The organism is Propionivibrio sp., from assembly GCF_029255185.1.
Lineage (GTDB): Bacteria > Pseudomonadota > Gammaproteobacteria > Burkholderiales > Rhodocyclaceae > Propionivibrio.
On the sequence record NZ_JAPUVO010000119.1, the window covers coordinates 25,998 to 43,183 of the forward strand.

Sequence of the window (17,186 nt, forward strand, 5' to 3'; positions counted from 1 at the left end):
GGGACTCATTTTAACAGGGGTTCAAGCCCCTGCCAGACATTGTCGAGCAGACGCGGCTGTGCCTCGGCGGTGGGGTGCAGGTTGTCCGCCTGAAAAAGTTGCGCTTGTGCCGCTATGCCCTCGAGCAGAAAGTCCACCAGGGCTGTTTTCCGGGTCTTCGCCACTTCGCCGAAGACCTTGTGGAACTGCACCGCGTAAGCGCCGTAATTGGGTGGCAGGCGCTGGCCGACGATCAGCACCTTGGCTTTTTTCTGTTGCGCGCCGATGGTCATGGCCATGAGATTATCGCGCACGGTTGTTACCGGCAGTCCGCGCAGACCGTCATTGGCGCCAAGCGCGATGATGACGATGACAGGCGCATGCCTGGTCAGGGCGCCGTCCAGGCGTGCACGGCCGCCGCTGGTGGTTTCTCCCGAGATGCTGGCATTGACAACGTTATAATCGAGTTGCTTTTGCTGCAGGCGTTTGGCCAGCAGTGCCGGCCACGCCAGGTCCTGGCGGATGCCGTAGCCAGCCGAGAGCGAGTCGCCGAAAACGAGAATGGTTCTGGCCGCCTGTGCCGTTGGCGCCAGGCAGGCCAGTCCGACCAGTAGAAGGCAGGAAATCGACGGAAAGCGAAGCATGAGTTTGGAAACCCCAAATGTGGTTACGGTCAGCGGGCTGACCAAATGCGTTGATAACGGCGGCGAACCGTTGACCATTCTGCACGAGAATTCGTTTGTCGTTGCGGCGGGCGAAACCGTCGCCATCGTCGGCGCCTCCGGTTCGGGCAAGTCGACCCTGCTCGGTTTGCTCGCTGGCCTTGATTTGCCGAGCAGCGGTTCAGTGACCCTGGCGGGCGAGACGCTTGGGTCGCTAGGCGAAGATGCGCGCGCCGTGTTGCGCGGTCGACTGCTCGGTTTTGTTTTCCAGTCGTTTCAACTGCTGCCGGCGCTCAACGCCATCGAGAATGTGATGTTGCCGCTGGAGCTCGCGGGTACCGCCAATGCCCGCGCCGAAGCCGAATTCTGGCTTGAGCGCGTCGGGCTGTCGCATCGTCTGCGCCATTATCCCAAGCACCTTTCGGGCGGCGAGCAGCAGCGTGTAGCCCTGGCTCGGGCTTTTGCGCCCAAACCAAAGCTGGTTCTGGCTGACGAGCCAACCGGAAACCTTGATGCGGCCACCGGCCATCAGATTATCGAGCTGATGTTCGCCATTAACGCCGAGAGCGGAACGACGCTGATTCTGGTGACACACGACGATGAAATTGCCGCGCGCTGCGCCCGGCGACTGCGTATGCACGCGGGGCGGATCGAGGAGCTTGGTTGATAAAGCGGTCAACCACAACGAACACAACGAAACCGTAATCAAAATGACAAATAATGACGTATTCATTCTCACGTTGAGGGGGTGAAGGCACTCAGTACCAAGGTTTTTTCGTTGTGCGCGTTGTGTCGTTGTGGTTCGAATTTATGCTTATGGCCTATTTGCGCGGAATGGCCTGCAAGGCGGCGAGGCCGAACAGCAGACCCCAGAAGGCGCTGCCGATGCCGAGCAGGGTCAGGCCCGAGGCGGTGACCAGGAAGGTGATCACTGCTGCATCGCGTTCCCGGTTGTCTGAAAGCGCTGCGCCGAGGCTGTTGCCGACGGTTCCGAGCAGTGCGATTCCGGCAATGGCCGCCACCAGTTCTTTGGGCAGGGCGGTAAACACGCTGGCCACGGTGGCGCCGAGCAATCCGGTAATGAGGTAGAAAATTCCGGCCCAGACCGCCGCAAGATAGCGGCGTTCCGGGTTGCGGTCGGCTTCCGGGCTCATGCAGATGGCTGCCGTGATGGCGGCCAGATTAAAGGAAAATCCGCCAAAGGGAGCCAGCAGAAAACCGGTGAATCCGGTCCAGCCGATTAGCGGCGAGACCGGCGTTGTGTAGCCGTTGGCGCGCAGGACGGCGATTCCAGGTACATTCTGCGAGGCCATGGTGACGATGAAGAGCGGAATGCCGACACCGATGGCCGTCGCCAGGGTAAAGGTCGGCGCGGTGAACAGCGGCTGCGCCAGGGTCAGCGTTACCGCCGCGTAGTGAATCAGCCCGCCCTGGGCGGTCCACGCAAGCCCGCCGAGAAAAGTAAGCGGAATTGTATAGCGCGAATTGAAGCGCCGGCCAATGAAGTAAATTGCCAGCATCAGGGCCACCAGTTCGAACTGGGTGTGCAAGGCGACAAAAACGTTCATGCCAAAGCGCAGCAGGATCCCGGCCAGCATTGCTGCGGCCAGCGTTTTTGGAACATGTTTCATGAGCGCTTCGACCCAGCCGGTGACGCCGCACAGGGTGAGCAGTGCCGAGGCGAAGAGAAAGGCGCCGATCGCCTCGCTCATCGGGATGCCGGCCAGTGCCGTGGCAAGCATTGCCGCGCCCGGGGTGGACCAGGCGGTCAGCACCGGGCTGCGAAAATACAGCGACAGGCCAATGCAGGTCGCGCCCATGCCCAACCCCAGGGCCAGTAGCCAGGAGCTGATGTGTGCCGTACTGGCGCCGGCCGCGCTGGCGGCTTGAAATACAATCGCCGCCGAACTGGTGTAACCGACCAGCACTGCGATGAAGCCGGCGCAAACGTGTGAGACGCTGAAAAATCGCCCCATGCCAGCCTCGGTGTGTGGTTTGCTCATTGTTTTTCCGGCCGGTCTTGAAGCGCCCACCGGGCCGCTGCAATGCCGCTGCGCACGGCGCCTTCGAGTGTTGCCGGGTAGTTGGCGCAAGTGTAGTCGCCAGCCAGCCAGAGGCCGGCTAGCGGTGTTGCGGCTGTCGGGCGCGGCAAATCGGGACGGCAGGAGAACGTCGCGCGGCGCTCGCGGATGAGTTGGTGCCACAGTGCTTGCGGCAGTTTTCTGGCCAGCGCTTGCTCAAGTTCGCCATGCAGCGTGGCTAGCAGAACAGCGCTGTCGAGTTCGTCCCAGGCGCCTTGCGCGCTCAGGACAAAGCTCATGAGCCCGGGTGCGCCGCCGAGTTGGCCGCGATCAAAAACCCATTGCCCTAGCGCGTCGGTACCATCGCCGCCGAGTCCGAGCATCGGGAAGGGTAGGCGAAGTTCGGGCGGGTAGGCCGCGTAAACGGTGCCAATCGGCTCAAAGGTGTAGTTGGCGAGCAGGGCGGCGATGGCTTCGGTTTCGCCGTGTTGCAAAAGCAGGGGAGCCGCATGTTGCGAGGCCAGCGCCAGAATGACCCGGTCGAATTTTTCACCTTCGATGCGAAGGTCCTGCTCGATGCGGTTAACGCGCGATGACAGACGGATTTCGCCCAGGTGTGCACGAATGAAGTCGGCTGCGGGCAGCGGGAACACGCGGTCAAGATCGGCAGTGGGCACCAGCAGGTCGGTGTCGGCGCGGCTGTCGCCGAGGCTATCGTGCAGCACATTGACGAAAATCTGCGCCGAGGCGTGCTTGGGCGCGGTGTTGAGTGCGGCAAGGCATAGCGGCTCCCACAGGTGGCGGCGCAGGTTGCCATGCTGCACATGTCGGTCGAGTAGTTCGGTCACCGTGCAGTCAGCGTCGAGCCGATAGTTGCAGCCCTGAAGGAAACGCATGAAACGGACGGCGCCGAGTTTTTCGCTCAGGCTAGCGCCCTGTGCGCTAATGAGACCGATGGCCAGATTCAGTGGCACTGGCAGGCGCGGCAGGTGCAGGCGGAAAGCGGTGCCGGGATAGCGCAGGTCAAGCGCCAGCCGCTTGAGCAGTCGTGTCGGGTCGGCGCCGACGGTTGTCATCAGACGCAAGGTTTCGCGATAAGCGCCAATCAGCAGGTGTTGACCGTTGTCGAGTGCTTGCAAGTGCGGCTGGCCGTGCAGCTTAACGCTGCGCGCGCGTCCGCCAAGCTGTTTTGCCGCTTCAAAAAGGGTCACCTGCGCTCCACTCGCGCCGAGTTCAACGGCGGCGGCGAGTCCGGCCCAGCCACCGCCGACGACGGCGACTTTGAGGCGCTTGTTCAACCCTTGATCCAGGTACGCCAGGCGATCCACAGTTTGCGCAGCGGCGTCAGCGAGGTCCGCTGGTTCAGTACCTGGCAGCCGTCGTGCTTGATCTCGTCGAGCAGGGTGCGGTAGATCGCCGCCATGACCAGGCCGGGGCGCTGCGCTTTGCGGTCGATGGCCGGCAGTTCGCTCATGGCCTGCGCGTAGTAGTGTTCGGCGCGTTCGATCTGGAATTCCATCAGGCGACGGAAGTTGTCGCTATGACGGGCATTGAGGATATCGGATACCGGGACGGCGAAGCGTTGCAGTTCATCAACCGGCAGGTAGACCCGCCCTCGGCGAGCGTCTTCGCCGACGTCGCGAATGATATTGGTGAGCTGGAAGGCCATTCCCAGGTCGTGCGCGTACTTCTGGGTTTTTCGATCCTGATAACCGAAAATTTCTGCGGCGAGCAGGCCGACGACGCTGGCGACGCGGTAGCAGTAGAGCGAGAGTGCCTTGAAATCGAGATAGCGCGTCTGCTGCAAATCCATTTCCATGCCATCAATGATTTCGAGCAGTTGCTCCTGCGGCAGATTGAATTGCGTCAGCACCGGCATGAGCGCCCGGGTGACGGGATGGTCGGGCTGGCCGGCATAGAGCTTGCCCAGCTCCTGCCGCCACCACGCCAGCTTGGTGGCGGCGATTTGCGCATCCTGGCATTCATCGACCACATCATCGACCTCGCGGCAGAAGGCGTAGAGTGCAGTGATTGCGCGCCGCCGGTCGCCGGGCAGGAACAGGAAGCTGTAGTAAAAGCTGGAGCCGCTATCGGCCGCCTTGTGTTGGCAGTACTCGTCAGGAGTCATTCGCAGTTCCGGAATTTGGGTGCGGTTTTTCTAAAGGCAGATATTCTCACATGAACAGCGCCCGGCTGCCCATGCGCAGCCAATCCGCTGGTCGCAGCAGCGGGCGGTGGCGGTAGACGTCGCCACGCACGCGGCGAATCTGTTCGAGGATGCGCAGGCCACCCTGGATCGTCAGGCGGATTTCCCAGCCCATGCGCCCCGGCAGTTGATGCACCAGCGGGGCGCCTTCGAGCATCAGCGCGCGCGTCCTGTCGGTCTGGAAATCGAGCAGGGCGGCCCATTGCGCACTCCAGCGGAAGTCATCCAACTGCGCTTCGTCGATGCCGAAGCGCGCCAGGTCGATTTGCGGGAGGTATATGCGATTCTTTTGCCAGTCGATGGCGATGTCCTGCCAGAAATTGATCAACTGCAGTGACGTGCAGATGCAGTCTGAATGGCGCAGGTTCTCATCGCTGGCGCGGCCTGCGAGGTGGACCAGCAGGCGACCGATCGGGTTGGCCGAGCGCCGGCAGTAGTCGAGCAGTTCCGGGTAATCGGCGTAGCGCTTCTTGACGATATCCTGTGCAAACGCGTCGAGCAGGTCGCGGAAGAGCTGTAGCGGCAGGCGCCAGTGTCTGATGACGTCGGCAAGTTCGGCAAAGGGCACGCTGGCCGGAGGTTCGCCGCGTTCAATGCGGTCAAGTTCGGCGCGGTAGGTGTCAAGCCCCTGCAGGCGCTCTGCATCGCTGGCCTGGCCTTCGTCGGCAATATCGTCAGCGCCGCGCGCAAAACGGTAGATGGCCTCGATCGGGCGGCGTAGCCTTCCGGGCAGCAGGATCGAGGCGACAGGGAAGTTTTCGTAATGGTCTACAGGCATTGCGCAAATCGGGCTGTGGAGGTTTTTGCCAAGGTTTGCCAAGCTTAAGCGTTCAAGCGGCTGACAGTATAGAGTCATCTCGGGTAAAATGACCGATTGAGCGCGAGAGTGGCGGAATTGGTAGACGCACTGGATTTAGGTTCCAGCGCCGCAAGGCGTGGGGGTTCGACTCCCTTCTCTCGCACCACATTAACTAATCAACCGAATGGCGTAATAATGGAAACGAAGGTCACAAACACCCCTGTCGAAGCTGCGCATCTGACCAACGCCCTTGAGCGTCGTCTGGATCTGGCGGTGACCATCGCCGATCTTGACAAGGACATCGAGCGGCGCTTGAAGCGTATGGGCAAGAACATGAAAATGCCTGGCTTTCGCCCGGGCAAGGTGCCGATCACCATGGTCAAGCAGCAATACGGTCAGCAGGCGCGCCACGATGCGCTGAACGAGGCGCTTAACAAAACGTTTGGTGAAACGGCCAAGGCTCGGCAACTGCGCGTTGCCGGTCACCCGAATATTGAGCCAAAGACTAGCGAAAGCACGACGCACATCGAGTTTTCAGCCGTTTTCGAGGTTTACCCCGAAATCAAACTGGGTGATCTCACGGGTGTTGAAATCGAGCGGCCGGTGCTTGAGGTCGGTACCGCTGAAATGGAGAGTACCCTGGCTGTGCTGCGCAAGCAGCGCGTGCGTTACGAACCGGTTGATCGAGCCGCCGCCGTGGGTGATCGCGTGACGATTGATTTTCTTGGCAAGAAAAATGGCGAAGCGTTCCAGGGCGGTCAGGCCAATGATTATCCTTTCGTCATCGGTGAAGGCGCCATGCTGGCCGACTTTGAAAACGCCGTGCTTGGCCTGACGGCCGGCGAAAGCAAATCCTTCGCTATGACTTTCCCGGTGGATTACTCATCCAAGGATCTGGCAGGCCAGGCCGTCACCTTCGACATCACCGTCAAGGAAGTGCGCGAGGCCATTCTGCCCGAGGTTGATGCGGATTTTGCCAAGACCCTCGGGGTCGATGACGGCGACATCGTCAAGATGAATGCCGAGATCGAGACCAACCTCAAGCGTGAGGTGAAAAAACGCTTGCAGAGCAGGATCAAGGATCAGGTCATGGACGCGCTGCTCAAGGCTAATCCGATCGATGTTCCGAAGGCACTGGTTGAGATGGAAATTCAGCGCTTGATGCAGGTCGCTCGGCAGAACATGGAGCAGCAAAGTGGTGGCAAGATGAAAGATTTTCCGATGCAACGTGAGTGGTTTTTCGAACAGGCCAAGCGTCGCGTCAGCCTCGGCCTGATTCTCTCGGAGCTCGTCAAGGTGTACGAGCTGCATGCCAGGGCAGATCAGGTCAAGACCATTGTCAATGAGACGGCGCAGAGCTACGAGCATCCTGAAGAGCTCATCCGCTGGTACTATGCCCAACCGCAACGTCTTTCCGAAATCGAAGGCGTGGCTATCGAGGATAATGTTGTTGCCTGGGCCCTATCTTCCGCCAAGGTTGTCGATAGAGCTGTCGCTTTTGACGAGTTGATGGGGCAGAAGTCTTGAACAGCCCAAAACCGGAACAGGGAGTGAACAATATGAGTCTTGATCGTTTTGAAGCCGAAAGCCGCTGGAATCCGCAGGCGCTCGGCATGGTGCCCATGGTCATCGAGCAGAGCGGCCGTGGCGAGCGGGCTTATGACATTTATTCACGCCTGCTCAAAGAGCGCGTCATTTTCCTGGTCGGGCCGGTCAATGACATAACCGCCAATCTGGTGGTGGCGCAACTGCTCTTCCTTGAGGCCGAGAATCCTGACAAGGACATCCATTTTTACATCAACTCGCCGGGCGGCTCAGTGTCGGCCGGAATGTCGATTTATGACACCATGCAATTCATCAAGCCGGATGTGTCGACACTGTGCATGGGGCAGGCCTGTTCAATGGGCGCGTTTCTCCTGACCGCCGGCGCCACGGGCAAGCGCTTTGCCCTGCCCAATTCGCGCGTGATGATTCACCAGCCGATGGGTGGTTTTCAGGGACAGGCGTCGGATATCGCCATCCATGCCAAGGAAATTCTGGCCCTGCGCGCCAAGCTCAACGAGATCATGGCGCATCACACGGGTCAGCCGATTGAGCGTATTGAGCGCGACACCGATCGTGATAATTTCCTTTCTGCTCAGGAAGCGGCAGACTACGGCTTGATCGACAAGGTATTGGTCAGCCGCGAATCGGCTGTGCCGAAAGCCTGATCCGGTTTGAATCAATCGCCACATGACATGAGGTAAGCGCAGATGGCTGAAAAGAAAAGCGGCAGCGAAAAACTGCTCTACTGTTCGTTCTGCGGCAAGAGCCAGCATGAAGTGAAGAAGCTGATTGCCGGGCCGTCCGTGTTTATCTGCGACGAGTGCATCGAGTTGTGCAACGATATCGTTCGCGACGAGATCTCCGCCGAGCAGGGAGGCAAGGCCGCCAAGAGCGACCTGCCGACGCCAAAAGAGATTTCGGCATTGCTCGATCAGTACGTGATTGGCCAGGAAACGGCCAAGCGCATCCTGTCGGTGGCGGTTTATAACCACTACAAGCGTCTGCGCCATCGCGGCCAGCTCAGTGATGACATCGAACTGGCCAAAAGTAACATCCTGCTCATCGGGCCGACCGGTTCGGGTAAGACGCTGCTTGCCCAGACACTGGCGCGCATGCTCAATGTGCCCTTCGTGATGGCCGATGCAACGACGTTGACCGAAGCCGGCTACGTCGGTGAGGATGTCGAGAACATCATCCAGAAACTGCTGCAAAAATGTGATTACGATACCGAGAAGGCGCAACAGGGTATCGTTTATATTGATGAAATCGACAAGATTTCACGCAAGTCCGACAACCCCTCGATCACTCGCGACGTCTCAGGTGAAGGCGTGCAGCAGGCACTGCTTAAACTGATCGAAGGCACCGTGGCTTCGGTTCCTCCGCAGGGCGGACGCAAGCATCCGAATCAGGACTTTGTGCAGGTCGATACGACCAATATTCTCTTTCTATGCGGTGGTGCTTTTGATGGCCTGGAAAAAGTCATTCGCAATCGCTCAGAGCGCGGTGGCATGGGCTTTGGCGCCGAAGTCAAGAGCAAGGAAGACAAGAAGGCCATCGGCGAAGTGTTGCGCACGGTCGAACCTGAAGACCTCATCAAGTTCGGCCTGATTCCCGAACTGATCGGCCGTCTGCCGGTGATTGCAACCCTTGAGGAGCTATCCAGCGAGGCCCTGGTGAAAATTCTCATTGAGCCGAAAAATGCCCTGGTCAAACAATATCAAAAGCTGTTCTCGATGGAGGGTGTCGAACTCGAAATCCGTCCGGCAGCGATGACCGCCATTGCCAGGCGTGCGCTTGAGCGCAAGACCGGTGCGCGCGGCCTACGTTCGATTCTGGAATCCGTTCTGCTCGACACCATGTACGAACTTCCGGGGATGGAGAATGTCTCAAAGGTAGTCATTGACGAAAACATGATCAGCAGTGATGTCAAGCCGATCTTGATCTACGCTGATCAGCCAAAAGTTTCCGGTTCCAACTGATCTGTTGCCGCAGCGTGCGGCTTGAAATACGGCCTCATGCCCCAACCTCCGAGGCTGATCCAACTCCTATCGAGCACAATTGATGTCCACCAATCTTCTCCTTTCTGCCGAGTCTGTTGAACTGCCCCTGCTGCCCCTGCGCGACGTGGTGGTTTTCCCGCACATGGTGATTCCGCTCTTTGTCGGGCGGCCAAAATCGATCAAGGCGCTTGAAGTGGCCATGGCCGCCGGCAAGTCCATTATGCTCATTGCGCAGAAGCTGGCCGTCAAGGACGAACCCGAAGCCGAGGATCTCTATAGCATCGGTTGCGTGGCCAATATTCTGCAAATGCTGAAGTTGCCTGACGGTACCGTCAAGGTTCTGGTCGAGGGAACGCGGCGTGCCTACATCGATTCGATTGAATCGCGCGAGCAAATGTTTGTCGCCATCGCGCGACCGCTCGCCGAAGAGGACGGCGTTGATCACGAAGTCGAAGGCCTGCGCCGCGCCGTCATCTCGCAATTTGACCAGTACGTCAAGCTCAACAAGAAAATTCCTCCGGAAATCCTGACCTCGATTGCCGGTATCGAAGAAGCCGGTCGCCTGGCCGATACCATCGCCGCACACCTGCCACTCAAACTTGAGCAGAAGCAGGAAGTACTCGAAATGTTCGAGATTCGGCCGCGTATCGAGCGCCTGCTTTCACAGCTTGAAACTGAAATCGATATCCTGCAGGTCGAGAAGCGCATCCGTGGTCGCGTCAAGCGTCAGATGGAGAAGAGCCAGCGTGAGTATTATCTCAACGAGCAAGTCAAGGCGATCCAGAAAGAACTTGGTGAGGGCGAAGACGGTGCCGATTTTGACGAGCTCGAGAAAAAGGTCAAGGCCGCTGGCATGAGCAAGGAAGGGCTGGCCAAGGCGCAGTCCGAACTCAAGAAGCTCAAGCTGATGTCGCCGATGTCGGCGGAGGCCTCGGTTGTGCGCAATTTCATCGAAACGCTGATCAACCTGCCATGGCGCAAGAAAACGCGCATCAGCAAGGATCTGGCCGAGGCGGGAAAGGTTCTCGACCGGGATCACTGGGGGCTGGAGAAGGTCAAGGAACGCATCATCGAGTATCTTGCCGTGCAACAGCGTGTAGACAAGCTCAAGGCGCCCATCCTATGTCTGGTCGGGCCTCCTGGTGTTGGCAAGACCTCGCTTGGCCAGTCGATCGCCAGCGCCACCGGCCGCAAGTTCGTTCGCATGAGCCTGGGCGGCGTGCGCGACGAAGCCGAGATTCGCGGCCATCGCCGTACCTACATCGGTTCGATGCCGGGAAAAATACTACAGAACATGACCAAGGTTGGGGTCAAGAACCCGCTCTTCCTGCTCGATGAAGTCGACAAAATGGGGCAGGACTTCCGTGGCGATCCGAGTTCGGCGCTGCTTGAGGTGCTCGACCCCGAGCAGAATTCGACCTTTGTCGATCACTACGTTGAAGTCGAATATGACCTCTCGGAAGTGATGTTTGTGGCCACCGCCAATACGATGAACATCCCGGCGCCGTTGCTTGATCGCATGGAAGTGATTCGCCTCTCGGGCTACACCGAGGACGAAAAGATCAACATCGCCCGTCGTTATCTGCTGCCCAAACAGATGAAAAGCAACGGCCTGAAGAAGACCGAACTGACCGTCGCCGAGAGCGCCTTGCGTGACATCGTCCGCTACTACACACGCGAAGCCGGCGTGCGTTCGCTTGAGCGCGATATTTCGAAGATCTGCCGCAAGGTGGTGAAGACCTTGTTGCTCAAGAAGAGCCAGACCAAGCTGGCGGTGAGCACGCGCAATCTCGACAAATTCCTAGGTGTTCGTCGTTACAACTTCGGCATGGCCGAGCGCGAAAATCAGGTCGGACAAGTGACTGGTCTGGCGTGGACGGAAGTGGGCGGCGAGTTGCTGACCATCGAATCGGTCGTGCTGCCTGGCAAGGGCAAAACGATCTGTACCGGCAAGCTCGGTGAGGTGATGCAGGAGTCGATTCAGGCCGCCCTGTCGGTGGTCAGAAAACGCTCCCGCTCATTGGGCATTGCCGACGATTTCTACCAGAAGAGCGACATCCACATCCATTTGCCCGAAGGCGCTATTCCCAAGGATGGTCCTTCGGCCGGTGTCGGCATTTGCACGGCGCTGGTTTCTGTGCTGACCGGGATTCCGGTGTATTGCGATGTGGCGATGACCGGTGAGATCACCCTGCGCGGTGAAGTGTTGCCGATTGGCGGGCTCAAGGAGAAACTCCTGGCTGCGGTTCGCGGTGGTCTGGGGCGCGTGCTGATTCCCGAAGAAAATGTCCGGGACCTGGCCGAAATTCCGGACAACATCAAGAACAAGCTGGAAATCATTCCGGTCAAATGGATTGATCAGGTGTTTGAGTTAGCGCTGGAACGTCTGCCACAAGCACTGCCGGAACCAGAGCTGGCGCCCGTCGTTGCCGGAGCCGAGAACGTGTCTGCACAATCCCTCGTTACTCATTGATTCAAAATCGAAGTATGCCGGGAGCAAGTCTTTTGGCATATTCGTTATTTTTCTTTAGCTCATAAAATTCTCCAGAACCCCCTTGACACAAGCTTTTCAGCCTTGTTATAAGGTTCTTGCAGTGCTTCCAGTTCTTCCACTATTTAAGGGGACATCGTGAACAAATCTGAAATGATTGATCAAATCGCCAAGTCTGCTGATCTGTCCAAGGCTGCCGCCGGGCGTGCGCTTGATGCAACGATTGCCGCTGTGAAGACCTCACTGAAAAAAGGTGGGATGGTAACGCTGGTCGGATTTGGAACCTTTTATGTTAGCAAACGCGCTGCCCGTACCGGTCGCAATCCACGCACAGGCAGCGCGATCAAGATCAAGGCGGCCAAAGTGCCCAAGTTTCGCCCTGGCAAAGGGCTCAAGGATGCTGTAAGCTAGCGGGCTTCGTGTTTCGCGACACGGGTGCTTAGCTCAGTTGGTAGAGCGCTAGCCTTACAAGCTGGATGTCGGCGGTTCGAGCCCGTCAGCACCCACCATTTCAAAAAATCACCGCAGATCAAAAACCCAGACGCCGAAAGGCTTGCTGGGTTTTCCTTGACCATGCTTCGGATCTCGAATCAAGCGTGGAACTGTGGAATTAGCAATAATCCCGAATTTGTATTATCTTTCGGACGTTCATGATTTTCTTGACGTCGATGACTACAAAACAATCCGGGCGAACGGTGCCAACAGTCTATCTGATTGATGATGATCCGGTGGTCACGTTCCTGCTTGGTGATATTGTAGAATCCGTCAGTCTGCCGTACGTCGCTTTCAACAGTGCGCTTAAGTTTCTCGAGCAGGATCTGGACGGCCTCCAGGGCTGCATTGTCAGCGATGTGCGCATGCCCGAATTGAGCGGTCTGGAACTTCAGGACGAACTGCGCCGACGCGGCGTCAACCTGCCGATCATTTTCATTTCGGCCTACGCCGAGGTGCTTTCAGTGGTGCGTGCCATGCGTGGTGGCGCCCTCGACTTTTTTCAGAAACCCTTCTCTTCGCAGGATCTGATCGAGCGCATTCAAGATGGCCTTCGTATCGACCGTGAGCGCTCGGAACTGCTGGCACGAAATCGCAAGATCGGCGAACGCATGGCACTTTTGACGCCGCGCGAGAAAGACGTTCTGCAAGGCATCTTCGAAGGCAAGCTGACCAAGGTGATTGCCGACGAGCTTGGGATTGGCGTCCGCACGGCCGAAACCTATCGTCATTTGATTATGCGCAAGCTGGAAGCTGGCTCGATCGCTGAGCTCGTGCGCATCGTTGTCGAGGCCATGCCGAAGCGAAGCGTCGTCGCTCAGTAATTGGGTTACTGTTGTCGAACCGCTGCACCGTCTAGCAGCGATCCTTATCTACCTGGATCGTCTTCAGATCATCGATCAGCCCTTGCAATCGAGGTGCCAGCGTGGTGTAACACTGTTCAATCACTTCCCGCCCGTTTTTGTGGCGAATCGAGGTGAGCAGCGCGGTGGTCAATTCGGCTACCTGAGTCGCACCGATGAGGCCGGTGGAGCCTTTTAGTGAATGGGCCAGTTGCTCGGCACTGTCCATTTCACCGACGGCCAGCGCAGCGGCAATTTTCTCTCCATCACGTTCATGGTTGCGCACAAATAGACTAATGACATGGGCGTATTTATCTTCGTTGCCGCGTAGCCGTCCTAGCCCTTTTTCAAAATCAAGGCCGGCCACTGTCGCCAGCCGCTGTTTCAATGCATTGTGTTGCGTCGGCGAGCTTTCTCCGGTGTCGGCAGGAGCGGGGCTTGCGGCGCTGTCGGTGCGCGGCAGCCACTTGCACAGGATGGCGTAGAGCGTATCCGGGTCAACCGGCTTGGTGATGAAATCATTCATTCCAGCCGCCAGGCAGTTGCGCTTGTCTTCGTCGAAGGCATTGGCCGTCATCGCCAGAATGGGTATCGCCGATCTGCCGGGCATCTGGCGGATCGCTTGAGTCGCTTCAAGGCCGTTCATTACCGGCATTTGCACGTCCATCAGGACCAGGTCGTAGGCGGTGATACGTATTTTTTCGATGGCTTCCTGACCGTTCTGGGCGGTATCCACCTGCAGACCGACGCCATGCAGCAGTAACTGCGCGACCTCGAGATTGACCTCGACATCATCAACAAGCAGGACTTTTGAGCCAGCGAAATTGCGCCGCAAGATATCATCATTGCGACCTATATTCTGAACGTCCGCCTGCGGCATGAAGCCGACAGCACGCTTGAGTCGGGCAGTGAACCAGAAAGTGCTGCCACGCTGGCATTCGCTGGTGACGCCGACGTCACCGCCCATGAGTTGTGCCAGCCGGCGAGTGATGGCTAGCCCCAGGCCGGTGCCGCCGTATTTTCGTGTGGTCGACGAGTCAGCCTGTTCGAAGGCTTGAAACAGGCTGGGCAGTTTCTCGGCGGCGATCCCAACGCCGCTATCTTGTGCCTCAAGGCGGACGAGAAGCCCTTCGTCATTTTCTGCAAGCAGAATGGCGCGCAGAGTAATTTTTCCGTGCTCGGTGAATTTGACGGCGTTGCCGGCGTAGTTGAGTAGCGCTTGACGCAGGCGGCTCGGGTCGCCGCGTAACCATAGCGGCGTGCTGCCCAGTTCCAGAATGACCTGCAGGCGTTTTTCACTCGCCTGGTTGGCGATCATCGAACGCACACTATCAAAGACGGAAGAGAGGCTGAAGTCGGTCTCCTCAAGCGTCATCTTGTTGGCCTCGATCTTTGAGAGGTCGAGAATGTTGTTGATCAGTCCGAGCAGATGAACGGCGGCGCTATCGATCTTGAGCAACCGGTCGAGTTGCTTGGACGTTGGCTCGCTGTTACGCAGTAAGTGCGTCAGGCCGACGATGGCATTCATCGGTGTGCGAATTTCATGGCTCATATTGGCCAGGAATGAACTCTTGGCGATGTTGGCGGCTTCCGCCTTGATGGTGGCCTCGGCCAGTTGCGCCGTGCGCTCCTTGACCACGTCTTCGAGATGGAAGCGGTAGTTGTCGAGCTCTTTGCCTAGACGTGTCTTCTCGGTGATGTCTTCCTGGACCGCCACATAGTGCGAGATGCTACCGTCGGCCTGTCGGATCGGGGCAACATTTGAAAATTCGATGAACTGGCTGCCGTCCTTGCGCTGATTGTAAATTTTTCCCTTCCAGTGTTCGCCATTCGTAAGTGCTGCCCACATCGCCGTGAAGGACTCGGGCGGTGTCATGCCCGAACTGAGGAAGCGCGGGTTCTGCCCGATCGCCTCTTCCGGGCTGTAACCGGTGTGGGCAACAAAAGCTTCATTGACAAACTCGATGCGCGCCTGCGGATCGGTGATGACGACGGCCTCGGGGCTTTGTCGGATCGCTTCCGATAGCAGCCGCAGGTGTTGTTCGGTTTTTTTGCGTTGCGTGATGTCGCGCAGGGTGGCGGTGAAAAATATGCCATCAGTAACCTCCCAGCGGGTCAGCGAAAGTTCGATATCAATTTCGCTGCCGTCTTTGCGCAACGCGGTGAGCTCGACTACTTTTCCGCTCGCCAGAAGCTCGCCATCGTTCGAAAGGAAATTAAGAGCGGTACGATGGGTCTGGCGGTAGCGTTGCGGAATCAATTTATCTAGCCGCTGGCCGACAATCTCTGCGCTGCTATAACCGAAAATCTTTTCAGCGCTTGGATTCCAGGCGACGATGATTCCTGTGCTATCAGCGTTGACCAGCGCGTCGTTGGACGACTGGGTGACGGCTTCGTGGCGCGCGACGCTGCTACGCAGGGCGGCTTCGGCTTGGCGCAGGGCCTCGTTCTGCCGTGTCAATTCGTCCTGCTTGCTCTTGAGTTGGACGTTGGCGACATTGAGCGCCATTTCATGCATTTTGCGCGGCGTGATGTCCTGTGCCGTGCCGATCAGGTAGTCGAGATGACCGTTGGGCCGGCGCACCCCCTTGACGTCGGCAATGATGAAAATGACCGAGCCGTTCTTGCGGACCAGGCGTTGTTCAAAGCTAACGTTGTCGGTTTCGCCACGACTAAGCTTCAGGAGCTGAGCGAAACTGTGCTCGTAGTCATCGGGATACGTAACATCCATAAAAGTTTTGGCACTCAACTCTTCACGCGTGTAGCCGGTGAGCGTACAGCACTGGTCGTTAAATCTGAGTAATCGTTGAGATTTTGGAGAGGCGATCATCATGCTGACGAAAGGCAATGTGAAAAAATTATTGAGCAACTGGTCGGCCTCAGCTTTTTCTGCCAGCAGGGATAGGTATTTGGTGTGGTCGCGCTGACGCCAAAGCATGAGTAGGGCAGCCATGATGCTCAGAATAGCGGCGAGTACGATGGCTCCGATCCACAGCAGGTTTCGCCTCATCGGCGTTAGCACTTCATCGCGGTCGATTTTGGCGAGCAGATGCCAAGAGGTTCCAGCGATCGTTCGGTGGGCGGCGAGCACCTGAACCTGGCGATAATCGATGCCGGACACGACGCCGGTCGTATTGCCTAGCATCGTGCGGACTACGGGAATGTCGTTACGGGCTAGCGGGCTGTGCTGTCCGGCTGGCGAATTATCGGCGTGGCGCCGTGGGCTAAGGTAGGTGATATTGTCGTCCTTATTCTGCACCAGCAGGGTTTCTCCGCTCGGACTGAGGCTTGGCCATTGCTCAAGATAGGGGAAGACCTGCTGATTGAGGTCGGCGCAGGTCACGACAAAGCCGGTCAGCACACGCACTTCCTTCTCCGACTGAAACAGGGGGGCGACAAAGCTGATGATTGTTGTGCCTTCCTTGTCGATCGACAGTTCGTCGTGTTCTATCCGGGCGCCAGCGGCAACCTTGGCCAATAGCGCTTTTGTTTCGCTGGTGATGCGTAATGGATCACCAGAGTTGACAACGACTTCGCCGCGCGAGTCGAGCAAGGTCACCGACGTGTAGTGATTGGCCCTGCGGATGGCGGAGAAATTACTACTAAGCATCTGGCGCAACCTCGGATTCCCACTCTTTTGCAGCGCCATAACCTGTTCCGGTAAGTCGCTTATGCTCATGATCACTTCGAGATCAGCTTTGCGCTCGTGCAGCCAGTTCTCGATCTGATCTGCCTGCAGCCGGGCAATGGCATTCAGGTTGGCGAAAGTTTCCTGTTCAATCTGTGCAGTGCGCAGTCTGACGTACATCGTTCCGAGTAGTGGTACACAGAGCGAGAGGGCAAGAAAGCCCAGGAGTAGATAGCGGTTTTTGTAGGGGGTGACAGAAGAGTTTTCGCTTGCGGTGGTGTTACTGACGGAGGTCACCAAATTACGGTTTAGCACGAGATACAGCAGTCCGCCAGAGACAAAGACAAAGAGTAGTTGCGGGATAAGCGCGATGAGATGTCTTGTGTCAGGGGAAAAATTGTGAGCCAGCAGGTCAGTGCCCATGACCAGGATCGTGGCCAGAAGAACATAAAGCAGGGCAATGCTCGCCGACGCTCCCGGCATGATCCGGCTAAGGATATGTTGCTTAAGTGAATTCACTC

At 57.8% G+C, this 17,186-nt stretch carries 13 protein-coding genes and 2 tRNA genes; 9 read left to right on the top strand and 6 right to left on the bottom strand.

What is annotated here, in order from left to right:
* Positions 1-5: 5 nt before the first annotated feature.
* A complete protein-coding gene (locus Q1J43_RS11010; RefSeq protein ID WP_301102546.1) occupies positions 6-623 on the bottom strand; it encodes an arylesterase in 618 nt (205 codons plus the stop codon).
* Between Q1J43_RS11010 and Q1J43_RS11015 the strand changes: the two genes are divergently transcribed.
* On the top strand, positions 622-1,308 hold the full coding sequence (locus Q1J43_RS11015) for an ATP-binding cassette domain-containing protein (RefSeq protein ID WP_301102547.1): 687 nt from the start codon (positions 622-624) through the stop codon (positions 1,306-1,308). The genes Q1J43_RS11010 and Q1J43_RS11015 overlap by 2 nt on opposite strands.
* Positions 1,309-1,462: 154 nt before the next feature.
* Here the strand turns inward: Q1J43_RS11015 and Q1J43_RS11020 are convergent, their stop codons facing one another.
* Genes Q1J43_RS11020 through hpnC form a run of 4 tightly spaced genes read right to left on the bottom strand, consistent with a single transcriptional unit; the run spans position 1,463 to position 5,646 of the window.
* Entirely contained in the window at positions 1,463-2,644 is a 1,182-nt protein-coding gene (locus Q1J43_RS11020; RefSeq protein WP_301102548.1) for a benzoate/H(+) symporter BenE family transporter, read from the bottom strand.
* Positions 2,641-3,960, bottom strand: coding sequence for a hydroxysqualene dehydroxylase HpnE (gene hpnE / locus Q1J43_RS11025; RefSeq protein WP_301102549.1), 1,320 nt, complete (start codon positions 3,958-3,960; stop codon positions 2,641-2,643). Before hpnE ends, Q1J43_RS11020 begins: the two co-directional genes overlap by 4 nt.
* Positions 3,957-4,790: a presqualene diphosphate synthase HpnD gene (hpnD, locus tag Q1J43_RS11030; protein WP_301102550.1), complete on the bottom strand. Its 834-nt coding sequence runs from the start codon at positions 4,788-4,790 to the stop codon at positions 3,957-3,959. The genes hpnE and hpnD overlap by 4 nt, the downstream gene beginning before the upstream one ends.
* Before the next feature lie 46 nt (positions 4,791-4,836).
* Positions 4,837-5,646, bottom strand: a complete 810-nt coding sequence (hpnC, locus tag Q1J43_RS11035; protein WP_301102551.1) for a squalene synthase HpnC — start codon at positions 5,644-5,646, stop codon at positions 4,837-4,839.
* A gap of 102 nt (positions 5,647-5,748) precedes the next feature.
* On the opposite strand from hpnC, the gene Q1J43_RS11040 reads away from it, so the two are divergent.
* From Q1J43_RS11040 to Q1J43_RS11075, 8 genes are all read left to right on the top strand, one after another.
* A tRNA-Leu gene (locus Q1J43_RS11040) sits at positions 5,749-5,833 on the top strand.
* A 29-nt stretch (positions 5,834-5,862) separates the two neighbouring features.
* Entirely contained in the window at positions 5,863-7,194 is a 1,332-nt protein-coding gene (gene tig, locus Q1J43_RS11045) for a trigger factor (protein WP_301102552.1), read from the top strand.
* A 32-nt stretch (positions 7,195-7,226) separates the two neighbouring features.
* Positions 7,227-7,877 (top strand): ATP-dependent Clp endopeptidase proteolytic subunit ClpP, encoded by a 651-nt coding sequence (clpP, locus tag Q1J43_RS11050; RefSeq protein ID WP_301102553.1) that lies wholly within the window; start codon positions 7,227-7,229, stop codon positions 7,875-7,877.
* Between the two features lie 42 nt (positions 7,878-7,919).
* On the top strand, positions 7,920-9,191 hold the full coding sequence (gene clpX, locus Q1J43_RS11055) for an ATP-dependent Clp protease ATP-binding subunit ClpX (protein WP_301102554.1): 1,272 nt from the start codon (positions 7,920-7,922) through the stop codon (positions 9,189-9,191).
* 82 nt (positions 9,192-9,273) lie between these two features.
* On the top strand, positions 9,274-11,685 hold the full coding sequence (lon, locus tag Q1J43_RS11060; RefSeq protein WP_301102555.1) for an endopeptidase La: 2,412 nt from the start codon (positions 9,274-9,276) through the stop codon (positions 11,683-11,685).
* Positions 11,686-11,841: 156 nt separating this feature from the next.
* The gene (locus Q1J43_RS11065) at positions 11,842-12,114 is read left to right on the top strand and encodes an HU family DNA-binding protein (protein ID WP_301102556.1); all 273 of its coding nucleotides are present in this window, start codon (positions 11,842-11,844) and stop codon (positions 12,112-12,114) included.
* 22 nt (positions 12,115-12,136) lie between these two features.
* Positions 12,137-12,212 (top strand) — tRNA-Val (locus tag Q1J43_RS11070).
* A 159-nt stretch (positions 12,213-12,371) separates the two neighbouring features.
* Positions 12,372-13,019 carry a response regulator gene (locus Q1J43_RS11075; protein ID WP_301102557.1) on the top strand — a complete coding sequence of 216 codons (648 nt, stop codon included), beginning with the start codon at positions 12,372-12,374 and terminating at the stop codon, positions 13,017-13,019.
* A gap of 31 nt (positions 13,020-13,050) precedes the next feature.
* Here Q1J43_RS11075 and Q1J43_RS11080 read toward each other — a convergent pair whose 3' ends face one another.
* Positions 13,051-17,184 carry a PAS domain S-box protein gene (locus Q1J43_RS11080; protein ID WP_301102558.1) on the bottom strand — a complete coding sequence of 1,378 codons (4,134 nt, stop codon included), beginning with the start codon at positions 17,182-17,184 and terminating at the stop codon, positions 13,051-13,053.
* Between the last annotated feature and the right edge of the window lie 2 nt (positions 17,185-17,186).